The 16,126-nt window shown below is 63.4% G+C and carries 12 protein-coding genes; 6 read left to right on the top strand and 6 right to left on the bottom strand.

Going from position 1 to position 16,126, the window contains the following annotated elements:
- Positions 1–11: 11 nt before the first annotated feature.
- Together D7S86_RS06750 and D7S86_RS06745 are read right to left on the bottom strand one after the other, a co-directional pair.
- The gene (locus D7S86_RS06750) at positions 12–833 is read right to left on the bottom strand and encodes an alpha/beta fold hydrolase (RefSeq protein WP_121084810.1); all 822 of its coding nucleotides are present in this window, start codon (positions 831–833) and stop codon (positions 12–14) included.
- Between the two features lie 233 nt (positions 834–1,066).
- Complete coding sequence (locus D7S86_RS06745; RefSeq protein WP_240648046.1) at positions 1,067–1,942, bottom strand: VOC family protein; 876 nt, start codon at positions 1,940–1,942, stop codon at positions 1,067–1,069.
- Between the two features lie 852 nt (positions 1,943–2,794).
- On the opposite strand from D7S86_RS06745, the gene D7S86_RS06740 reads away from it, so the two are divergent.
- The 3 genes from D7S86_RS06740 to D7S86_RS06730 all read left to right on the top strand — a co-directional run bounded on the left by D7S86_RS06740 (position 2,795) and on the right by D7S86_RS06730 (position 7,576).
- Positions 2,795–4,033: a hypothetical protein gene (locus tag D7S86_RS06740; RefSeq protein ID WP_147432245.1), complete on the top strand. Its 1,239-nt coding sequence runs from the start codon at positions 2,795–2,797 to the stop codon at positions 4,031–4,033.
- A 426-nt stretch (positions 4,034–4,459) separates the two neighbouring features.
- Positions 4,460–5,692 (top strand): hypothetical protein, encoded by a 1,233-nt coding sequence (locus tag D7S86_RS06735; protein WP_147432244.1) that lies wholly within the window; start codon positions 4,460–4,462, stop codon positions 5,690–5,692.
- Between the two features lie 654 nt (positions 5,693–6,346).
- Positions 6,347–7,576 (top strand): hypothetical protein, encoded by a 1,230-nt coding sequence (locus D7S86_RS06730; protein WP_121084802.1) that lies wholly within the window; start codon positions 6,347–6,349, stop codon positions 7,574–7,576.
- A gap of 208 nt (positions 7,577–7,784) precedes the next feature.
- Here D7S86_RS06730 and D7S86_RS06725 read toward each other — a convergent pair whose 3' ends face one another.
- The 4 genes from D7S86_RS06725 to D7S86_RS06710 all read right to left on the bottom strand — a co-directional run bounded on the left by D7S86_RS06725 (position 7,785) and on the right by D7S86_RS06710 (position 12,806).
- Positions 7,785–8,843 carry a phytanoyl-CoA dioxygenase family protein gene (locus tag D7S86_RS06725; protein ID WP_158601879.1) on the bottom strand — a complete coding sequence of 353 codons (1,059 nt, stop codon included), beginning with the start codon at positions 8,841–8,843 and terminating at the stop codon, positions 7,785–7,787.
- A 262-nt stretch (positions 8,844–9,105) separates the two neighbouring features.
- Positions 9,106–9,720 carry a hypothetical protein gene (locus D7S86_RS06720; RefSeq protein ID WP_121084798.1) on the bottom strand — a complete coding sequence of 205 codons (615 nt, stop codon included), beginning with the start codon at positions 9,718–9,720 and terminating at the stop codon, positions 9,106–9,108.
- 112 nt (positions 9,721–9,832) lie between these two features.
- Positions 9,833–11,533: a flagellin N-terminal helical domain-containing protein gene (locus D7S86_RS06715; RefSeq protein ID WP_158601878.1), complete on the bottom strand. Its 1,701-nt coding sequence runs from the start codon at positions 11,531–11,533 to the stop codon at positions 9,833–9,835.
- Between the two features lie 361 nt (positions 11,534–11,894).
- Positions 11,895–12,806, bottom strand: a complete 912-nt coding sequence (locus tag D7S86_RS06710) for a LysR family transcriptional regulator (protein ID WP_338069162.1) — start codon at positions 12,804–12,806, stop codon at positions 11,895–11,897.
- A gap of 194 nt (positions 12,807–13,000) precedes the next feature.
- Here D7S86_RS06710 and D7S86_RS06705 point away from each other — a divergent pair, with 194 nt between their 5' ends.
- From D7S86_RS06705 to D7S86_RS06695, 3 genes are all read left to right on the top strand, one after another.
- The gene (locus D7S86_RS06705) at positions 13,001–13,696 is read left to right on the top strand and encodes a TetR family transcriptional regulator C-terminal domain-containing protein (RefSeq protein ID WP_121084792.1); all 696 of its coding nucleotides are present in this window, start codon (positions 13,001–13,003) and stop codon (positions 13,694–13,696) included.
- Positions 13,697–14,350: 654 nt separating this feature from the next.
- Positions 14,351–15,619 (top strand): amidohydrolase family protein, encoded by a 1,269-nt coding sequence (locus tag D7S86_RS06700; protein ID WP_121085256.1) that lies wholly within the window; start codon positions 14,351–14,353, stop codon positions 15,617–15,619.
- Positions 15,620–15,645: 26 nt separating this feature from the next.
- A complete protein-coding gene (locus D7S86_RS06695) occupies positions 15,646–16,104 on the top strand; it encodes a RidA family protein (protein ID WP_121084790.1) in 459 nt (152 codons plus the stop codon).
- Positions 16,105–16,126: the final 22 nt, after the last annotated feature.

Genomic DNA, 16,126 nt, shown 5'->3' with positions numbered 1-16,126 from the left:
ACGACTCAAGCTCAAGCCTCGCGGAATGCCAGCAGATCCGCGTTGACCTGCGCGGCATGCGTCGTGCACATGCCGTGCGATGCACCCGCATAGACCTTGAGCGTCGCGCCCTTGACGATCTTCGCGGTCTTGCGGCCCGCGTTGTCGATCGGCACGATCTGATCGTCGTCGCCGTGCAGCACGAGCGTCGGCTTGTCGATCTTCTCGAGGTCCGCCGTATAGTCGACTTCCGAGAACTCCTTGATGCACGCATAGTGGCCGAGGATGCCGCCCTGCATGCCCTCGCGCCAGAATTCGTCGATCACGGCCTGTTCGACCTTCGCGCCGTCGCGATTGAACCCGTAGAACGGCACCGCGAGTTCCTTGAAGAACTGCGAACGCCGGCCCGCCGTATTCTCGCGAATGCCGTCGAACACCGACAGCGGCACGCCGTCGGGATTCGTGGCCGACTGGACCATGACCGGCGGCACCGCACCGATCAGCACGAGCTTAGCGACACGCTTCGTGCCGTGACGGCCCACGTAATGCGCGATCTCGCCGCCGCCCGTCGAGTGGCCCACGAGCATCGCATCCTGCACGTCGAGCGCATCGAGCACGGCCGCGAGATCGTCGGCATAGGTGTCCATATCGTTGCCATGCGCGGTCTGGTCCGAGCGGCCATGGCCGCGACGGTCGTGCGCGATCACGCGATAGCCCTTCTGGACAAAGAACAGCAACTGCGGATCCCACGCATCCGAACTCAGCGGCCATCCGTGCGAGAAGACCACGGGCTTGCCGCTGCCCCAGTCCTTGTAGAAGATCCGCGTGCCATCTTTCGTCGTTACCGTGCTCATCGTTCGAATTCCTCGAAAGAACCGCTCAACATGACGTGCGCATCGCGCACGAAGGGAAGGTGCAACAGGGGGAACGCTAGCGCGCGAGCCCGTACGGGGCTCGCAGAATCATGACTGCCTGAATCTGTCGAATCGTGGCCTATCGTATGCGTGGACGTACGTATGCGTATGCGCGTATGTGTACGTGGACGTGTACGTGTGCGCGGACGAACGCATCGCGGACGGGCGCTCGCTCATTCTGGCCGTGCTTCGTGAATCTCCGCGACATAGCCGCCCGGAAACTGAATCATCGCCGTGCGTCCATCCGGGGTCTTCACCGGGTCCGACACGATGCTCGCACCCGAGGCCTTGGCCTTGTCGAGCGTCGCATCGAGATCCTTGACCGCGTAACCCGTGAGCTCGCGCCCGTACGGATACGGCAGCCTGCCGTCGGTCACGAATGCCGTGAGCTTGCCGAACGCCGAGACCACGTCGATGCGCCGGAACGTTTGACCGGGGAGGCCGATCTGCGCCGCGTCGGCATGGCGGTCGTCGCGTACGACGTGACCCTTCGAAAATCGCACGAAGCTGCGCACGAACGCGTCCGCCTTGTAGGGGCTCAGATAGACGCGATTGACGGGAACCGTCTCAAGCGGTCCGTAGTGCGGCGCCTTCGTATGCCAATAGAGCTGCATATCGACGCCGCCCGGAAATTGCACGATCGCGTCCCTGCCGATCGGATCGTCGAACGGCGCGACGATGACGTCCGCGCCGGCCGCCCTTGCCTGCTTGACCGCCTCGTCGATATCGGTCACGAGATAGCCGGTTCGTTCGGCGCCGAACGGATAAGGAACCGGTGTCTTGAAGCCGAACACCGACAGCATGCCGACGGGCGTCTGAATGTACTGGCTCGCGGTCTGGCTCGGCGTCGGCGTGACTTGAAAGACGCCGCGCGGCGAGGCACGGCCGTCGAAGGTCGCGGTGAAGCTGTTGACGAAGGCGTCGAGATCGGCCTCGGCGACATACACATGCGTGGTGTCGTACTGCGGCCCGACCGCGACGCCGATCGACGGCGCGAGATCGCGTTCGCTCGACGACGTCGCGCCGGCCGTGCCCGCGAAGCTGCCCATGCCGACGATCGCGGCGATCGCGGCGCTCACCAGGCGACCCAATACGGGTCTCGCAAAGCGCCCGACCAAGTGGGGCGCTTTGCGATGTGTCGAGCGCTTTAGTAAGCGGCCTAATAAACCGTCCACCGGGCGCTCCGCTAAACGTCCGACCAAACGTCCAACTAAGCGCACAACGACATGCGCCATCGCGTCATATCGGTGTTCACGCAAGCGTGCCTTCATGGAAATCCCGGGTCGAAGCAGTGTGTGGATGGTGTTGCGGCGGAGCATCGCGCCTCGGATTCACGCAATCGCTCGGCGGCGTGACGCGCGCATATCGAGCCTGGCGCGCGATCGAAGCGCTTGCCCGAAACTCGCGTCCCGAGTCAGTCTCACGAGACATCGCACGCACACCATGTCGCGTCCGCGACTCGCAGACTGACACATCAAATTCAATCATGCGCTCGATTTGTGAACTTCACATATCGACCTCTCAAGCGCCGTGGGCTTTAGCACGCCGCCCCTTTTATTCGCTTGGCGCGCTTGACGTGCGCGAAGCCCCACGACACCGCATCGGGCATTCGATTTAAAACGCACGTTTTATTTTGCCTATTTCCGCATGGACTTGCGCTAAGACCCGCATACCGACCCACGCACCGTTTTAGCCGCGCGTTTAAAACACTCAAGTTCTTCGTCGGAATGACGCTAATGTGTAAGGTCAAAGCGGGATCGCAGGACCCTCTCCCGCTGCGCGCGGCACATCGCGCCATCGACCCGCTGAATACGTATTCACCACAATTACGATTCGATCGGGCACGTCATGCGTCGATTGCGATGCGCGGCGTCGGAGATCAGAACAGCCTGGACCACATCATGCAGATAAAGAAGATCGCCTTCTGTCTCGGGGTATGCGCGCTATTGGCCGCGTGCGGCGGCGACGGATCGACGGCGGCAACGCCCGGTCAAAGCGTCGCGCAGACTCAGCCGCTGCCGTCGGGGTCGACGTATATCGCCACGGCCAGCTTCGGCGACACGATCAAGGTGCAGCTCGACGCGCCCTCGGCGGGCGACGTCACCATCACGTTCGTCAACTCGCAGTTCGGCTTGAGCGGCAGCATCACGAGTCCGTACTCGACCTCGAGCAGCGGCCGGTACTCCGCCTACGACTTTACGGCGAGCGGCGCACCGGACGTGCTGACGAACGGCGCTTCAGGCATCGTATTCGTGTTTAACATCGCCGCCGACGGCACCGGCAATGGGACGCTAAACGGCACGTTCGGCGACGTGCCGAACGTCAAGGCGGGGTCGGGCACGTTGACGGGACAAGTCACGGGCTCGAACAACGGCGTGACGACCGTGGCCGGGCTCGCGGGCACGTACAGCTTCATCAAACTCTCGGGCGACTACACGAGCGCCGGCACGGCAACCGGCGATCAGGACGCCGACACGGGTCAGATCAAGATCAACGCCGACGGCACGTTCCGCGCGTGCCCGAGCGCCGCGTACTCGGACACGTGCATGGACGACGAAGATCCGAGCCTCGCCGACACGGGCACGATCGCCGTCGATGCCGATCAGACGGACTATCCGGGCGCATTCGATCTGACGCTCAACGGCTTGATGTACGGCCGCCTGTTCGCGAGCACGGCGAACGGCGCGATCACGCTCATGCTCGACCAGGCCGGCACGAACAGCGACGGCACGTATCGCACGGGATCGTGGGTGCTCCAGTCGGCATCGACGCTCGTGAGCGGCACCGATGACGGCGAGTTCTACTGCGAGGAGCCCACCCTGGGCAACGACGACGTGGCCACGGGCGACATATCGAGCGTATACACCACGATCAGCGGCACGACTCTGGGTTTTATTAGCGACTCGACGCTGGCGTTCAATACATCGTTCAGCGCCGTCAATTCGTCATCGACGCCGACCCCGGTCGCGATCAACGGTTTGATGTCCACCACGTATACGAACACGAACCAGACCCAAAGCGCGATGATGCTCCTGCCCATCTCGTCGAATGCGATCGCTTATCTCGACGAACCGGCCGGCGACGGCTTCTTTGTTCAAGGTCTGTGCTTGCGGACTGTCGCGCCCCCGCCGCCGCCCTGATCCGCCTGCTATTCAAGCATGCCATCCCCTGTCGCTCGACAGGGGATGCGATTGACATCTGTCACATCGACACTTACACATTTTATTAATTGACGCATTTCCCTTAAGCATCGTCTTTGACGCACGCCTTGGACCATCTCGCCGCCCGCATGAGCTTGCCTATTCGCACGCAGAATGCACGCAAGGCGTATACATCCCTCAAGGACATGCGCCGCCCGGCTAAACCCCGCCCTAAAGTTATTGAAAGAAATGACGCTAAAACGTCAAGGCGAGGGTGACCCACAAGGCCTCCTCCCGCACATGCGGCCCATCGTCGTCATCGCCTCGCTCGGATACGTATCCACGATCATTACGATTCGATCCGGCCCGACGTTTGTCCGATCTGCGCGATCGGTAATTAAGACCTGGACAACCTGGAAACACATGATGAATTTGAAGAAGGCATTGTTTTGCATCGGGGTCAGCGCGCTGCTGGCCGCGTGCGGCGGCGGTGACGGTTCGAGCACGACCCCCAGCCAAAGCGTCACGCAAGCGCAACCGCTGCCGTCGGGTTCGACGTATATCGCCACGGTGAGCTTCGGCGACACGGTCGAGGTCAAGCTCGATTCGCCGTCGACCGGCTATGTGACGATCTCGTTCATCAGTTCGCAGTTCGGCCTGAAGGACAGCCTGACCGGCACCTACACGCAAGACAGCAACACGCACGTGTACTCCGTGTCGAACTTCTCGGCGAACGGCAGTGACGTGCCCGCCCAGTTGGGAAGCGGTGCATCGTCCGTCGGCATGACGTTCTACATCACCGTAGACGGCAGCAACAACGGGGTCCTGAGCGGACAGATCTACAATGTGCCGAACGTCAAGGCCGGCTCGGGCACGCTCGCGGGCCAGCTCGCAGGGTCGAACAACGGCGTGACGACTGTCGCCGGACTCGCGGGCACGTATAGCTTCATCAAGCTCTCGGGCGACTACACGAGCGCCGGTGTGCCGACGGGCGATCAGGACGCCGACACGGGCCAGATCAAGATCAACGCCGACGGCACGTTCCGTGCGTGCCCGAGCGCCCCGTACTCGGACACGTGCACGGACGACGAAGATTCGAGCATCACCGACACCGGCACGATCACGGTCGACGCGGATCAAACTGACTATCCGGGCGCATTCGATCTGACGCTCAACGGCGTGATGTACGGTCGCATGTTCGCAAGCACGGCGAACGGCGCGGTCACGCTGATGCTCGACCAGGCCGGCACGAACAGCGACGGTACGTACCGCACGGGCTCGTGGGTGCTTCAGACCGCATCGACCCTCGTGAGCGGCACCTATAACGGCTTCTACGCCTGCACGGAGCCGACGCTCAGCGGCGACACCCCCACCGGCGGTGTGACGCAACGCGCCCTCTATATCAATGGAGCGCAGACGGAGGACTCGCTGGCACTGACCCTCGCGTTCAATACGTCGTTCAACGCCGCCGCTTCGTCGGTCGTGCCGACGCCGGTCGCGATCAGCGGATTGATGTCGTCCACGTACCCCGGTTCGGGCTCGACGCAGAGCGCAATCATGTTCCTGCCGGTGTCGGCATCGAACCTCTACTACCTCGACGAACCGAACGCCGACGGCTACTTCGTCATGGGTCTGTGCTTGCCTGGCGTGCCCGCGTAAGCGCATAACGCTTGAGCGGTCTCCGCGCGCTTGCGTCGCCGCGCGAATCCCGACACGATCGCAAGTAAGCGCGGGACACGCAACACGACATGTTTAGACCGATCCCCCGCCGCCCGGCGGGGGATGCGTTTGACTCGCATCACCCCCTTCGCGTACGCGTGCCGAACATTCGCGTGCGTTGAGCGCACATCCATTCGCCTGCCCGCCTCCCGCTTTCGTTTTATCCCTTTCGCGTCGTCGCCGGACCCGCATCGCTTTGGCTTTGGCTTGCGCAAGCGCACTGAAGCGTACGCCTATCTGTCACTCAATCGCGCACAGATGCAGGTCATTGAAAAATTTCCCGTACATCTATCCGCTTGGCATTTTTTTCAAATCGACATCACGCATCGGATCGAAGATTGCCTAATTCTCCTTTCATTCCGTTTAATCAATGCCGACTCTGGATTCGATTTAGTTAGCGCTTTGCATGAATCACTAAAGTTATCTGTAAGAAAGACGATAACGCATAAGGTCGGAAGCTTGATGCATCGCCCAAGCCCCCGCGCGAGCGATCGAGGCCTCCGACCCGGCCGGATACGTCTCGACTGCCATGACGTTTCGATCCGGCCCGACACTTCGATCGATTGACACGACTGGCTTGAGAGACCACACACCATGAATGTGAAGCAGGCATTGTTTTGTATCGGCGTCAGCGCGCTGCTGGCCGCGTGCGGCGGCGGCGGATCGGATTCGGCAAGCACGGGGCAAAGCCTCACGCAAGCGCAGCCGCTGCCGTCGGGCTCAACCTATATCGGCACGATGAGCTTCGGCGACACGATCCGCGTGCAGCTCGATACACCCTCGACGGGTCAGGTGACCGTCTCGTTCATCAGCTCGCAGTTCGGCCTGAGCGGCAGCGTCGTCAGCAGCTACACGACGAGCAACGGCACGTACACCGCGGATAATTTCCAGGCGAGCGGCACGGTGCCCGCAGTACTGTCGACCGGCGCGCCGGACATGCGCCTGACCTTCACGCTGAATACCGACAGCAACAACAACGCGACGATGATCGGCACGTTCTTCAAGGTGCCGAACGTCAAGGCCGGCTCGGGTACGCTGACGGGACAGGTCACGGGTTCGAACAACGGCGTGACGACTGTCGCCGGACTCGCGGGCACGTACAGCTTCATCAAGCTCTCGGGCGATTACACGAGCGCCGGCGTGCCGACGGGCGACCAGGACGCCGACACGGGCCAGATCAAGATCAACGCCGACGGCACGTTCCGCGCGTGCCCGAGCGCCCCGTACTCGGACACGTGTACGGACGACGAAGATTCGAGCGTCACCGACACGGGCACGATCGCGATCGACGCGAACCAGACGAGCTATCCGGGCGCATTCGACCTGACGCTCAACGGCTTGATGTACGGCCGCCTGTTCGCAAGCAAGAGCAATGGCGCGACGACGCTGATGCTCGACCAGGCCGGCACGAACAGCGACGGCACGTTCCGTACGGGTTCGTGGGTCCTGCAGACGGCGCAGACGATCGCGAGCGGCACCTATGACAACACGTGGGTGTGCACCGAACCCGAGACGACCGACGAAAACGTGCTCACGGGCGGCATCTTGTCGCAGCAGGTCGTGATTTCGGGCTCGACGCTGACGGTCAACGGCAATTCGGCGACGTTCGCCTTGAACTCGTCATTCAGCGCCGCCGATTCGTCGTCGCAGCCGACGCCGGTCGCCATCGGCGGCTTGATGTCGATGCTCTATACGAACTCCGACTCCAGCCAAAGCGCGATGATGTTCCTGCCGGTGTCGCCGAATGCGATCTACTACCTCGACGAACCGAACGGCAACGGCTTCTTCGTTCAGGGTCTGTGCACGCCGGGCGAACTCGGTTAATCGCCTTGCCGCTTGAATGTCGCCCCTGCCTTCGGGCAGGGGCGGCTTCGATCTCACGGGGGCGCGGCCCCACGCGCAAAGCCACTTCATCCCGCCCACACCGCTCGCTCCCGGCTAAGCGTCTTGATGCCGCTTAAGCCTTTCTATCCGGGCTAAGCCTTTCTATCCCGGCTAAACCGCTCCATCCGCTCAACGCGCTCAAGACGCCTCAAGACTCCGACGACGTCTCAAGCACAGGCGGCGTCGCCGGCGTGCGCACGCCGACCCAGCGCCATCCGCCGCGCGCCTTGCGCATCCGCTTGACCTGATCCTGCGCGAACCAGAACAGATGCAATCCCGCGCTATGCGCGGCAGGCAGCAGGCGTGTCAGATCGCCGCCGGCCCACGGTAGAAACGGGTTGCTGCGGCTATACGCCCAGATCGAAATCCGCCGCGCCTGATCGGCGCTCGTCGCACGTTTGTGAAATCCGCTGGTGTCCGCGATGACAAGCGAATTCGCGCCGACCGCGAGACTCACGGGCGGCGCATACCCGAGACGCGCGAGTTCCGCTTCGGTCACGCGCAACGAGCCTTCGGCGGTCAGCGGATCGGCACTCGTCGCCGCATCGAAGGAGACTCGTCGCTCCCAAGCGAGCCGCCGTCGATTCGCGAGATGCGAACCGGGCACATACGTGAACGGACACGAGGCCGGGTCCACGTCGTCGAGATACAGCCAGGCCTTGACGGTCGGATGAAACGTATCGCTATGAAAGAACGACTGGACGTCGGGCGGCGCATCCTTGAGCACCTGCGTGAATACGGTCTGGACAAACAGGCGCGGCCGGCGCTTGAACGAGCCCGCATACGCGAACAGATCGTTGAAATCCGGCCCTTCGAGAACCGTACGCGTCGTCGGTACTTTTCTGAGGTTCCAGACGTCGAGCGGAATCAGCCGCGTCAGCGTATCGCCGATGACGGCCTCGCGCGCATGCGTCTGCAAGCCGAGAATTTCATCGCGCAACGCGGCAAACGTCTGGGGATCGAGAAAATCGCGCTTGACGATATAGCCGTCGCGATCGATCGCCGCGCGGTCTTCCGCGGTGATGCGCGACGCGAGTTGCGCGCGACGCCGCGCGCCCATCCGCGCCGCAAGCCGGCGCCGGAACAGATGCAAACCCATCGTATTCAGGCGCGTGCTGCCGATGACCGGATTGTCGCGGAACGATTTCGACTGAGAGAAAATCGCCGCCGCATACAGAACAAGCATTGGCCATTGATACGGCTTCATGGATCTCGGCTCCGGGAGCACGGCCGTCTGTCGATCCGATCGACATGATCGGTCGTCGTCCATCAGGCGGCCTGGGAATGCATTGCGCCCGATTGTAGGGCAAAAGCCGACGCGCGCCGCGATGCCCGCGCGTGTTCTCCCCAAGCCCCGTCAGATCATCGCTCCCTGCGCCAATGCGATGCGGTCCGTCCATCCCGCGCTAAAACGCTCAAGCGTCAAAGCCCCAAGACATTCAAGCGCTAAGGCCATCAGATCCAAGGCGCTAAGTCCGACTCAAGCGAACGGTGCGCGAAGCATCGGCCTTGGCGTCGACGTCATACACGGATGTCCCCCAATGCACGTCGTCCGCATGCGCTTCAGACCCAAGGGCCGACGCATCGCCATGCTGAAGTCCATCGACGAGATGCACGACGCTCAGCGGTTCGAGTCCATCGGACAGCGTAACGGCTTGCGCGGGGATCGTCGAAAGCGTCAACGTCGCTCCGTCCTCGCCCTTGCCCCCGCCTTTGCCCTCGACCTTGCCTGACGCAGGCTCTGCCGCCGATGCGCCCGGGGCCGTCCGCACACGCGCGTCGTCCGCTTCGATACCCGGCGTCAACGCGAAATGATTCGCCAAAGAACGCGTGGAAGGACGCGCAGAAGGACTCGCGAAAGTCGTCGCGCCGGTATCCGCGCGGCGATCCGCAAAGGCATCGGCCGGCAACTGACCGAGACGGCCTCGGCACACGCGCTCGATCCGATCCAGTCCGATCCCGGCCGAGATCAACAACAACGTCGCGGCCATCGGACTCCCGCCGGTTTCCCAATCGATCGCGCCCCAGAGCGCGACGCTCGCGCAGAGCGACACCAGCAAACCGCGATGGACAACGACGGCCATCGCGAGCCGGGTACGCAGAAGTGTTCGATCTTGAGCCGTCATGCCTTACCGTGCCGTCGCGCAGTTGTTAGTGATATGTAATCTATCGACAAGGTTGCGTATAACTTGAGGACTACTGCTGAAGCAGCTTCAACACGAGCTGCGGAAGCTGATTGGCTTGCGCGACCATCGCGAGGCCCGCTTGCTGAAGCACTTGCGCACGCGCCAGATTCGACGCCTCGGCGGCGTAATCGGCATCCTGGATCGAGGATTGCGCGCTCTGCGTGTCGACGCCGGCCGACTGAAGCGCCCGAATCGTCGACGAAAAGCGATTCTCGACCGCGCCCAAGGCCCCTTCTAACGCATCGATCTGTTCGAGCGCCGAATCGACGGATTCGAGCGTCGTCTGCGCGGCGCTCACGGTCAGCACATTCGCCTGCGCGAGCGTCGCTCCGCTCGTCGCCGCGCTGTAGATCGCGGTGCCCGTGCCTTGCAGGCCCGCGTCCGTGATCCCCGTAACCGTCAATCCCACGTTGTTGAACGATTCGAGATGCAGATGGCCGCTCGAATCGGCCGTCGCGCTCACGTTCGAGATATGCGCGCTGTTGATCGCCTGCGCAAGATCCGACGCGGTCCAGTTCGTGCCCGTCGTCACGGTCGTGCCGTTGATCGTGACGCTGATCGCGCTCGTGCCGCTCAGCGCGTTCGCGGAGGCCACCGCGACACCCGTCGACGACAGACTGCTCGAACTCGACGCGAAATTCTGCGCCGCCGATCCCGACAGATGGATCGCCTTGCTCGACGACAGCGTGATCGTGCCGTAGAGCGTCGTCGCCGACGCGCCGACCACGGCGCCCGATCCATCGGTCAGCGCGCCCGATCCCGCGGAGTCGCTCAACACGATGTTGCGCCCGTCGCCCGCGATCAATTCGAGCGAACCGTCCGAATTGACGCTCGCCGTCACGCCCGTATCCGAAGTATGCGCATTGATCGCGCCGATCAGATTGCCGATCGAGACGGTCCCAGCGCTCGCCGTATAGACGTCGACGCCGTTCACGCTGAATGTCGTGGCGGTCGCGATCGTCGACGCGACCGACAGATTCTGGCTATTCGTCGCGGTGACGCTGAGGCCGCTGATATCGGCATCGCTGATCGCCTGCGCGGCCGCGTACGCGCTGTCCGCGCTCTGCCCGGCTTCGCTGCCCTGCTGCGCCGTGCCGATCGCGACCGTCTGTCCCGTGTCGAGCTGGATCGAAAGCGCGCCCGTCGAGAGGTTATAGCCGCTCGCCGACGACAATTGCAGCGGGATCGACGTCGTCTGGCCGATTTGCGAAGTCTTCACGCTCGTCGACAGATTGACGGCGATCGTCTGGCCCGCGTTCGAGCCGACCTGGAACGACGCGGTGCCGAGCGAACCGTCGAGCAGATTGAGACCGTTGTATTGGGTTTGCGCGGCGATCCGATTGATTTCCGCGAGGCGTTGCTGAACCTCGGCATTCATCGATTGCCGGTCGCTCGCCGAATAGGTCGCATTCGACGCCTGCACCGCGAGCTGCCTGATCCGCTGCAGGTTCGTCGAGATCTGCGCAAGCGCGGAATCCGCGGTCTCGACGAGCGCGATGCCGCTCGTCGCGTTCTGACGCGCGGCGGCCAATCCATTGATCTGCGACGTCATGCGATCGGCGATCGCGAGCCCCGCCGCATTGTCCGCGGCGCTGTTGATCTTGAGGCCCGACGACAGCCGCGTGACCGACGAGGTCAGCGCGGCCTGCGTCTGCGCGAGATTGTTTTGCGCGATCGACGCGAGAATATTGGTGTTGATGGTCAGTGACATCGCCAGAACCATTAGGGTATCGGCGCTCGCCCCGGAAACCCGGATCTTCGCAACTACCGTGCGCGCGGCCTTGTAAGGTAGTTTACGGTCACTGAAAGGCAAACTTAAGGATTTCGCGACAAAAAATAGTGCGCCCGCGGCACGCTCACGGGCGCAAGGACGACAGCACGCACCCCATAAATCCTCGTACCGGCCTCGATCGAGCCGGCGCACACGGCGCATGCGCGCCCGATCGACGTCCCAAGCGCGCATGCGCGGCACGTCGCGTTCGGCCTCGGTGCGGTGCAAACGGCCCGGCCGCGCCCAAGCTTGCGCCAAGCGCACGACAGACCGCGTGGCGCCTCGGCGATGCGACGCGATATCAAGGCCAGCGCTGCGTCCATCGGCGCTCGTACTGCATCGCCTCGAAATGCGCGGTCATGAAGTCGATAAAGACACGGACCTTCGACGGCACGTATTTGCGGTTCGGATACGCGAGGTTGATCGTCAGCGGCGCGAGATCCCAATCGTCGACGATCGGCACGAGCCGCCCCGCGACGATATCGTCATGAATGATGTAGATCGGCTGAACGATGATGCCAAGCCCGCTCAGACCCGCATTGCAGATGACCTGTCCTTCATTGGATTCGAGCACGCCGCGCATCTTGACGGTCCGCGTCTGTCCGTCCTTCGAGAACGTGAGTTCGTGCGGATGGTTCGCGAGCGTATAGATCAGGAACGCATGGTCGGCGAGATCGTCGAGCGTCCTCGGCACGCCATGACGTTCGAGATAGTCGGGCGACGCGGCAAGCACACGGCGCGTCGCGCCCAGACGCCGGATCACGAGTCCCGATTCCGACTCGTGCTCGCGTGTGCGCACGGCGATATCGACGCCGCTGTCGATCAGATCGACATAGCGATTCGCGGCGGTCAGCGACAGATGCAGCCCCGGAAAACGCGCCGTGAATTCGGGCAATACCGGTGCGATGATCCGCGCGCAAAACGACACCGACGCCGTGACCTTGAGCGTGCCGACCGGGCTCCGGTTCGTCGAGCTCGCGAGCGCTTCCGCTTCGGCCATTTCCGCGCGGATGCCGCGACATCGCTGCAGGAACTCCTCGCCGACCTCGGTCAAAAACATGCGGCGCGTATTGCGTTCGATCAAGCGCGCGCCGAGACGGTGTTCGAGGCTCGCCAAATGCCGGCCGGCGGCCGACGTCGACAGGCCGAGCGCATCGGCCGCCCTTGAAATGCTGCCTCGCTCGGCGGTTTCCACGAAGAGTTGCACTTCCATCCACTTGTCCACTCGCGTCTCCGATTGCCCCGCTTGGCGGGTTGCTGTTTTGCGCACCGGCCATTTTGACCGGGTCTGCACGTACGCGACGCGATACCGCGCGCTTCACGCAGAACCGAATTGCCGTTTTAGCCAACATCGGCGAGGATTTCGTCTGACCCGCCGGCGCCGCCGGTGCCGGATGAATCCGCCCCATGACGACGAATCAAACGAAAGTGCAGACGACCAGCGACGCACCGAACGGCAAAGCCCGCGAGACGCGCATCCGCACGCTCGCGGCGATCCGCGCCGCCGCGATCAGCGAATTCAGCCAGCACGGCTTCAACGGCGCGTCGACGCAAGCGATCGCCCAGCGCGCGGGGCTGACCAAGTCGCAGCTTCACTACTATATCGACGACAAGGAAGCCCTCTACGCCGAGGTGCTCGGCGAACTCATGGACAGTTGGGCCGAACTCTTCGAATTCGGCTCCGACGACGCCCCGCCGAGCGACGTGATCGCCGAATACCTGAGCCAGAAGCTTCAATTCGCGTTCAAGCAGCCCGAACTCTCGCGGATCTTCACGACCGAGCTGCTCAGCGGCGGCCGCCGGCTCGAAGCGTTCTGGCCCGAGGCCGTCGCGCAGACCTATCGCAAGGTCCGCATGATCGAAGGCTGGATCGAGGCCGGACAGTTGCGCCAGCAGGATGCGCGGCTCCTGATCATGCATATGTGGGCCGTCACGCAGTACTACGCCGACTATGCGATTCAGGCCGAGAAAATGCTCGACGCGCCGCTGCGCGGCCGCAAACTCCAGCAACATATCCTCAATGAACTCGTGATCTTCGTGCTCACGGGTTGCGGTCTGCCCGCCCCGACACGCGCGCCCGCGCTGCGGACGATACGCGGCTAGGGGCTTGGGGCTAGAGGCTTGGGCTTGGGCTTGGGCTTGGGCTTGGGCTTGGGCTTGGGCTTGGGCTTTAGCGCATTGTCGTCCGAGCCTTTATCGAGTGCCTTTCTTTAAGCATGTCGCTTAGTGCGTTTCTTTGAGCGCTTGCCGCTTTAGCGCGGCCCTTTAAGCGGCCCTTTAGCAGCCCTTTAGCGGCCCTTAACCAGCGCCCCCTTAGCGTCCTCCTAGCCTCCTCTTAGCCGCCCCTTGGCCGGCGCCCTTTGGCCGCCCCTTTTGACCTGCCCGCAAGCGATGCGCGCCGGTCGGACCGACGCGCATCGCAACCTGTCCACCCGGTCATATTTTTGTTCATATATTCTGTATTCACTTAACTCGCGAGAACCGGCATAGGCATTGCTTTTTGACCAATAGTTCAAACCATTCGGTCAAATTTCAGCGTCATGAATGCCTGCAAACGCGACGGTGCATCGGCCTCCGAGCCCCGTATTACTAAGGATTTCGCCCGATCGGGGCCCGCTCGCGCGATTGCGGTGCACACGCTTCGCATGCGTGCATCGCGGCGCATCGCACACGATCGAGGCATGCGCGTGGTGCGTGCACATCGGTCGTGCATCGCGCTCCGCATGCGATGCGAGCTCCTTGGGCCGGGTCGCTGATATGAACCCGCCCCTCTCGCTCGCAACGTATACGGCGATCGATCGCGCTCGGCTGCCGCGCTGGTTGCTGCCCGATGCGTGGCCCACGACGCTCGGCGAACCCGCGCTCGCGACGATCGAGATCGCCGACGCACGCGTGCATGCCGTGACACCCTACAGCGACACATCGCCGGCGGGCTCGGCACGTCGCCTCGATCTCGGCGGCGCACTCGTGCTGCCGGGTCTGTTCGAGCCGCACGCACATATCGACAAGGCCTATACGCGTTCGCGCATGGGCCGCATCGTGCCGGGCCTGCTCGGTGCGATCGATGCAGCGGCACACGATCGCGAGCGCCAGAACGCCGACGATATCCGCGCGCGCGCCTATCGCGCGCTGCTCGACGCCGAACGCGCGGGCGTCACGCGGCTGCGCACGCATATCGACTGGCCCGATGCAAGCGCGCCCCTCGCGTGGCATGTCATCGGCGAACTCGCCGAACTCTGGCGCGACCGCGTTCATGTCGAACGCATCGCACTCGTGCCGTTGCCGCGCTTCGCATGGCGCGACCGCGCGAACGCGATCGCACGGACCGTGGCCGCGTCGCGCGACGCCTGGCTCGGCGGCTTTATCCATACCTCGAATTTCGATGCGCGCGCGCTCGAACAACTGATCGACGCCGCCTCGCATGCGGATGTCGGTCTCGATCTGCACGTCGACGAAGAGTTGTCGACCCAGGCGCGCGGCCTCAGCGACATCGCGGCGCTCGCGCGCGAGATGCGGCCCGCACGGCCCATCGTCTGCTCGCATGTCTGCGCACTCGCGGCACGGCCTGAGCGCGACGCGCTCGTCGTGCTCGATCGCGTCGCCGACGCACCGATCACGCTCGTATCGCTGCCGCGCACGAACTTGTTGTTGCAAGACGCCGAAACGGGCCGCACGCCGCGCCTGCGCGGCATCACGCTGATCGCCGAAGCGCAGGCGCGCGCCATCCCCGTATTGATCGGCACCGACAACGTGCAGGACGCGTTCTGTGCGTACGGCACGCACGACCCCATCGATGCGTTGCGGCTTGCCGCGATCGCCGCGCAACTCGACGACGTGTTCGACCGCTGGTCGGCCTCGATCTGCCGGACCGACTGGATCGATCGCGCCGATCGCGGCCCCGCGTCGCTGATCGATCGTCGCGCGGACTTCACGGTCTTCGAGGACACCGATGCGCATATCTGGCCCGAGGCGGCACGCCGCTCGATGCTGCGCGCGCACGGCATCGCGCGCGCCACCGTTCATTGATCGCCCTTCACTTATAGGACTTTGTCATGAATACGCTCACCGACATCGCTGCGCCGCTCGCGCGATATGCCGCCTACCGGCGCGCGGGTGACTTCATCTTCCTGTCCGGCGTCATCGCGGTCGATCCGAAGGCCGGCATCATCGTGCGCGGCTACGACGACATTCCGCGCGACGTCGCGGACGCCATCGGACGCACGGGCGAGTTCTCGGTCGACATCAAGGAAGGCCCGATCCTCGCGCAAAGCTGGGCCGTGCTCGACAGCATCCGCCGCATCGTCGAAAGCGCGGGCGGTCAGATGAGCGATGTGTTCAAGCTCGTTCAGTACTTCAAGAACCTCGATCACTTTCCGCACTACAGCCGCATGCGCAAGCGCTTTTTCCCCGATGCGGCGCCCGCTTCGACCGTCGTCGAGGTCTCGGGCATGTTGCCCTCGCCCGACATCCTCATCGAAGTCGAGGCCACGGCCTATCTCCCGCTCAAGTAGCTGAAAAGTAACCGATCCGATA

It is taken from the genome of Pararobbsia silviterrae, assembly GCF_003628125.1.
GTDB lineage: Bacteria > Pseudomonadota > Gammaproteobacteria > Burkholderiales > Burkholderiaceae > Pararobbsia > Pararobbsia silviterrae.
This window is presented reverse-complemented; position numbering and strand designations above follow the sequence as displayed.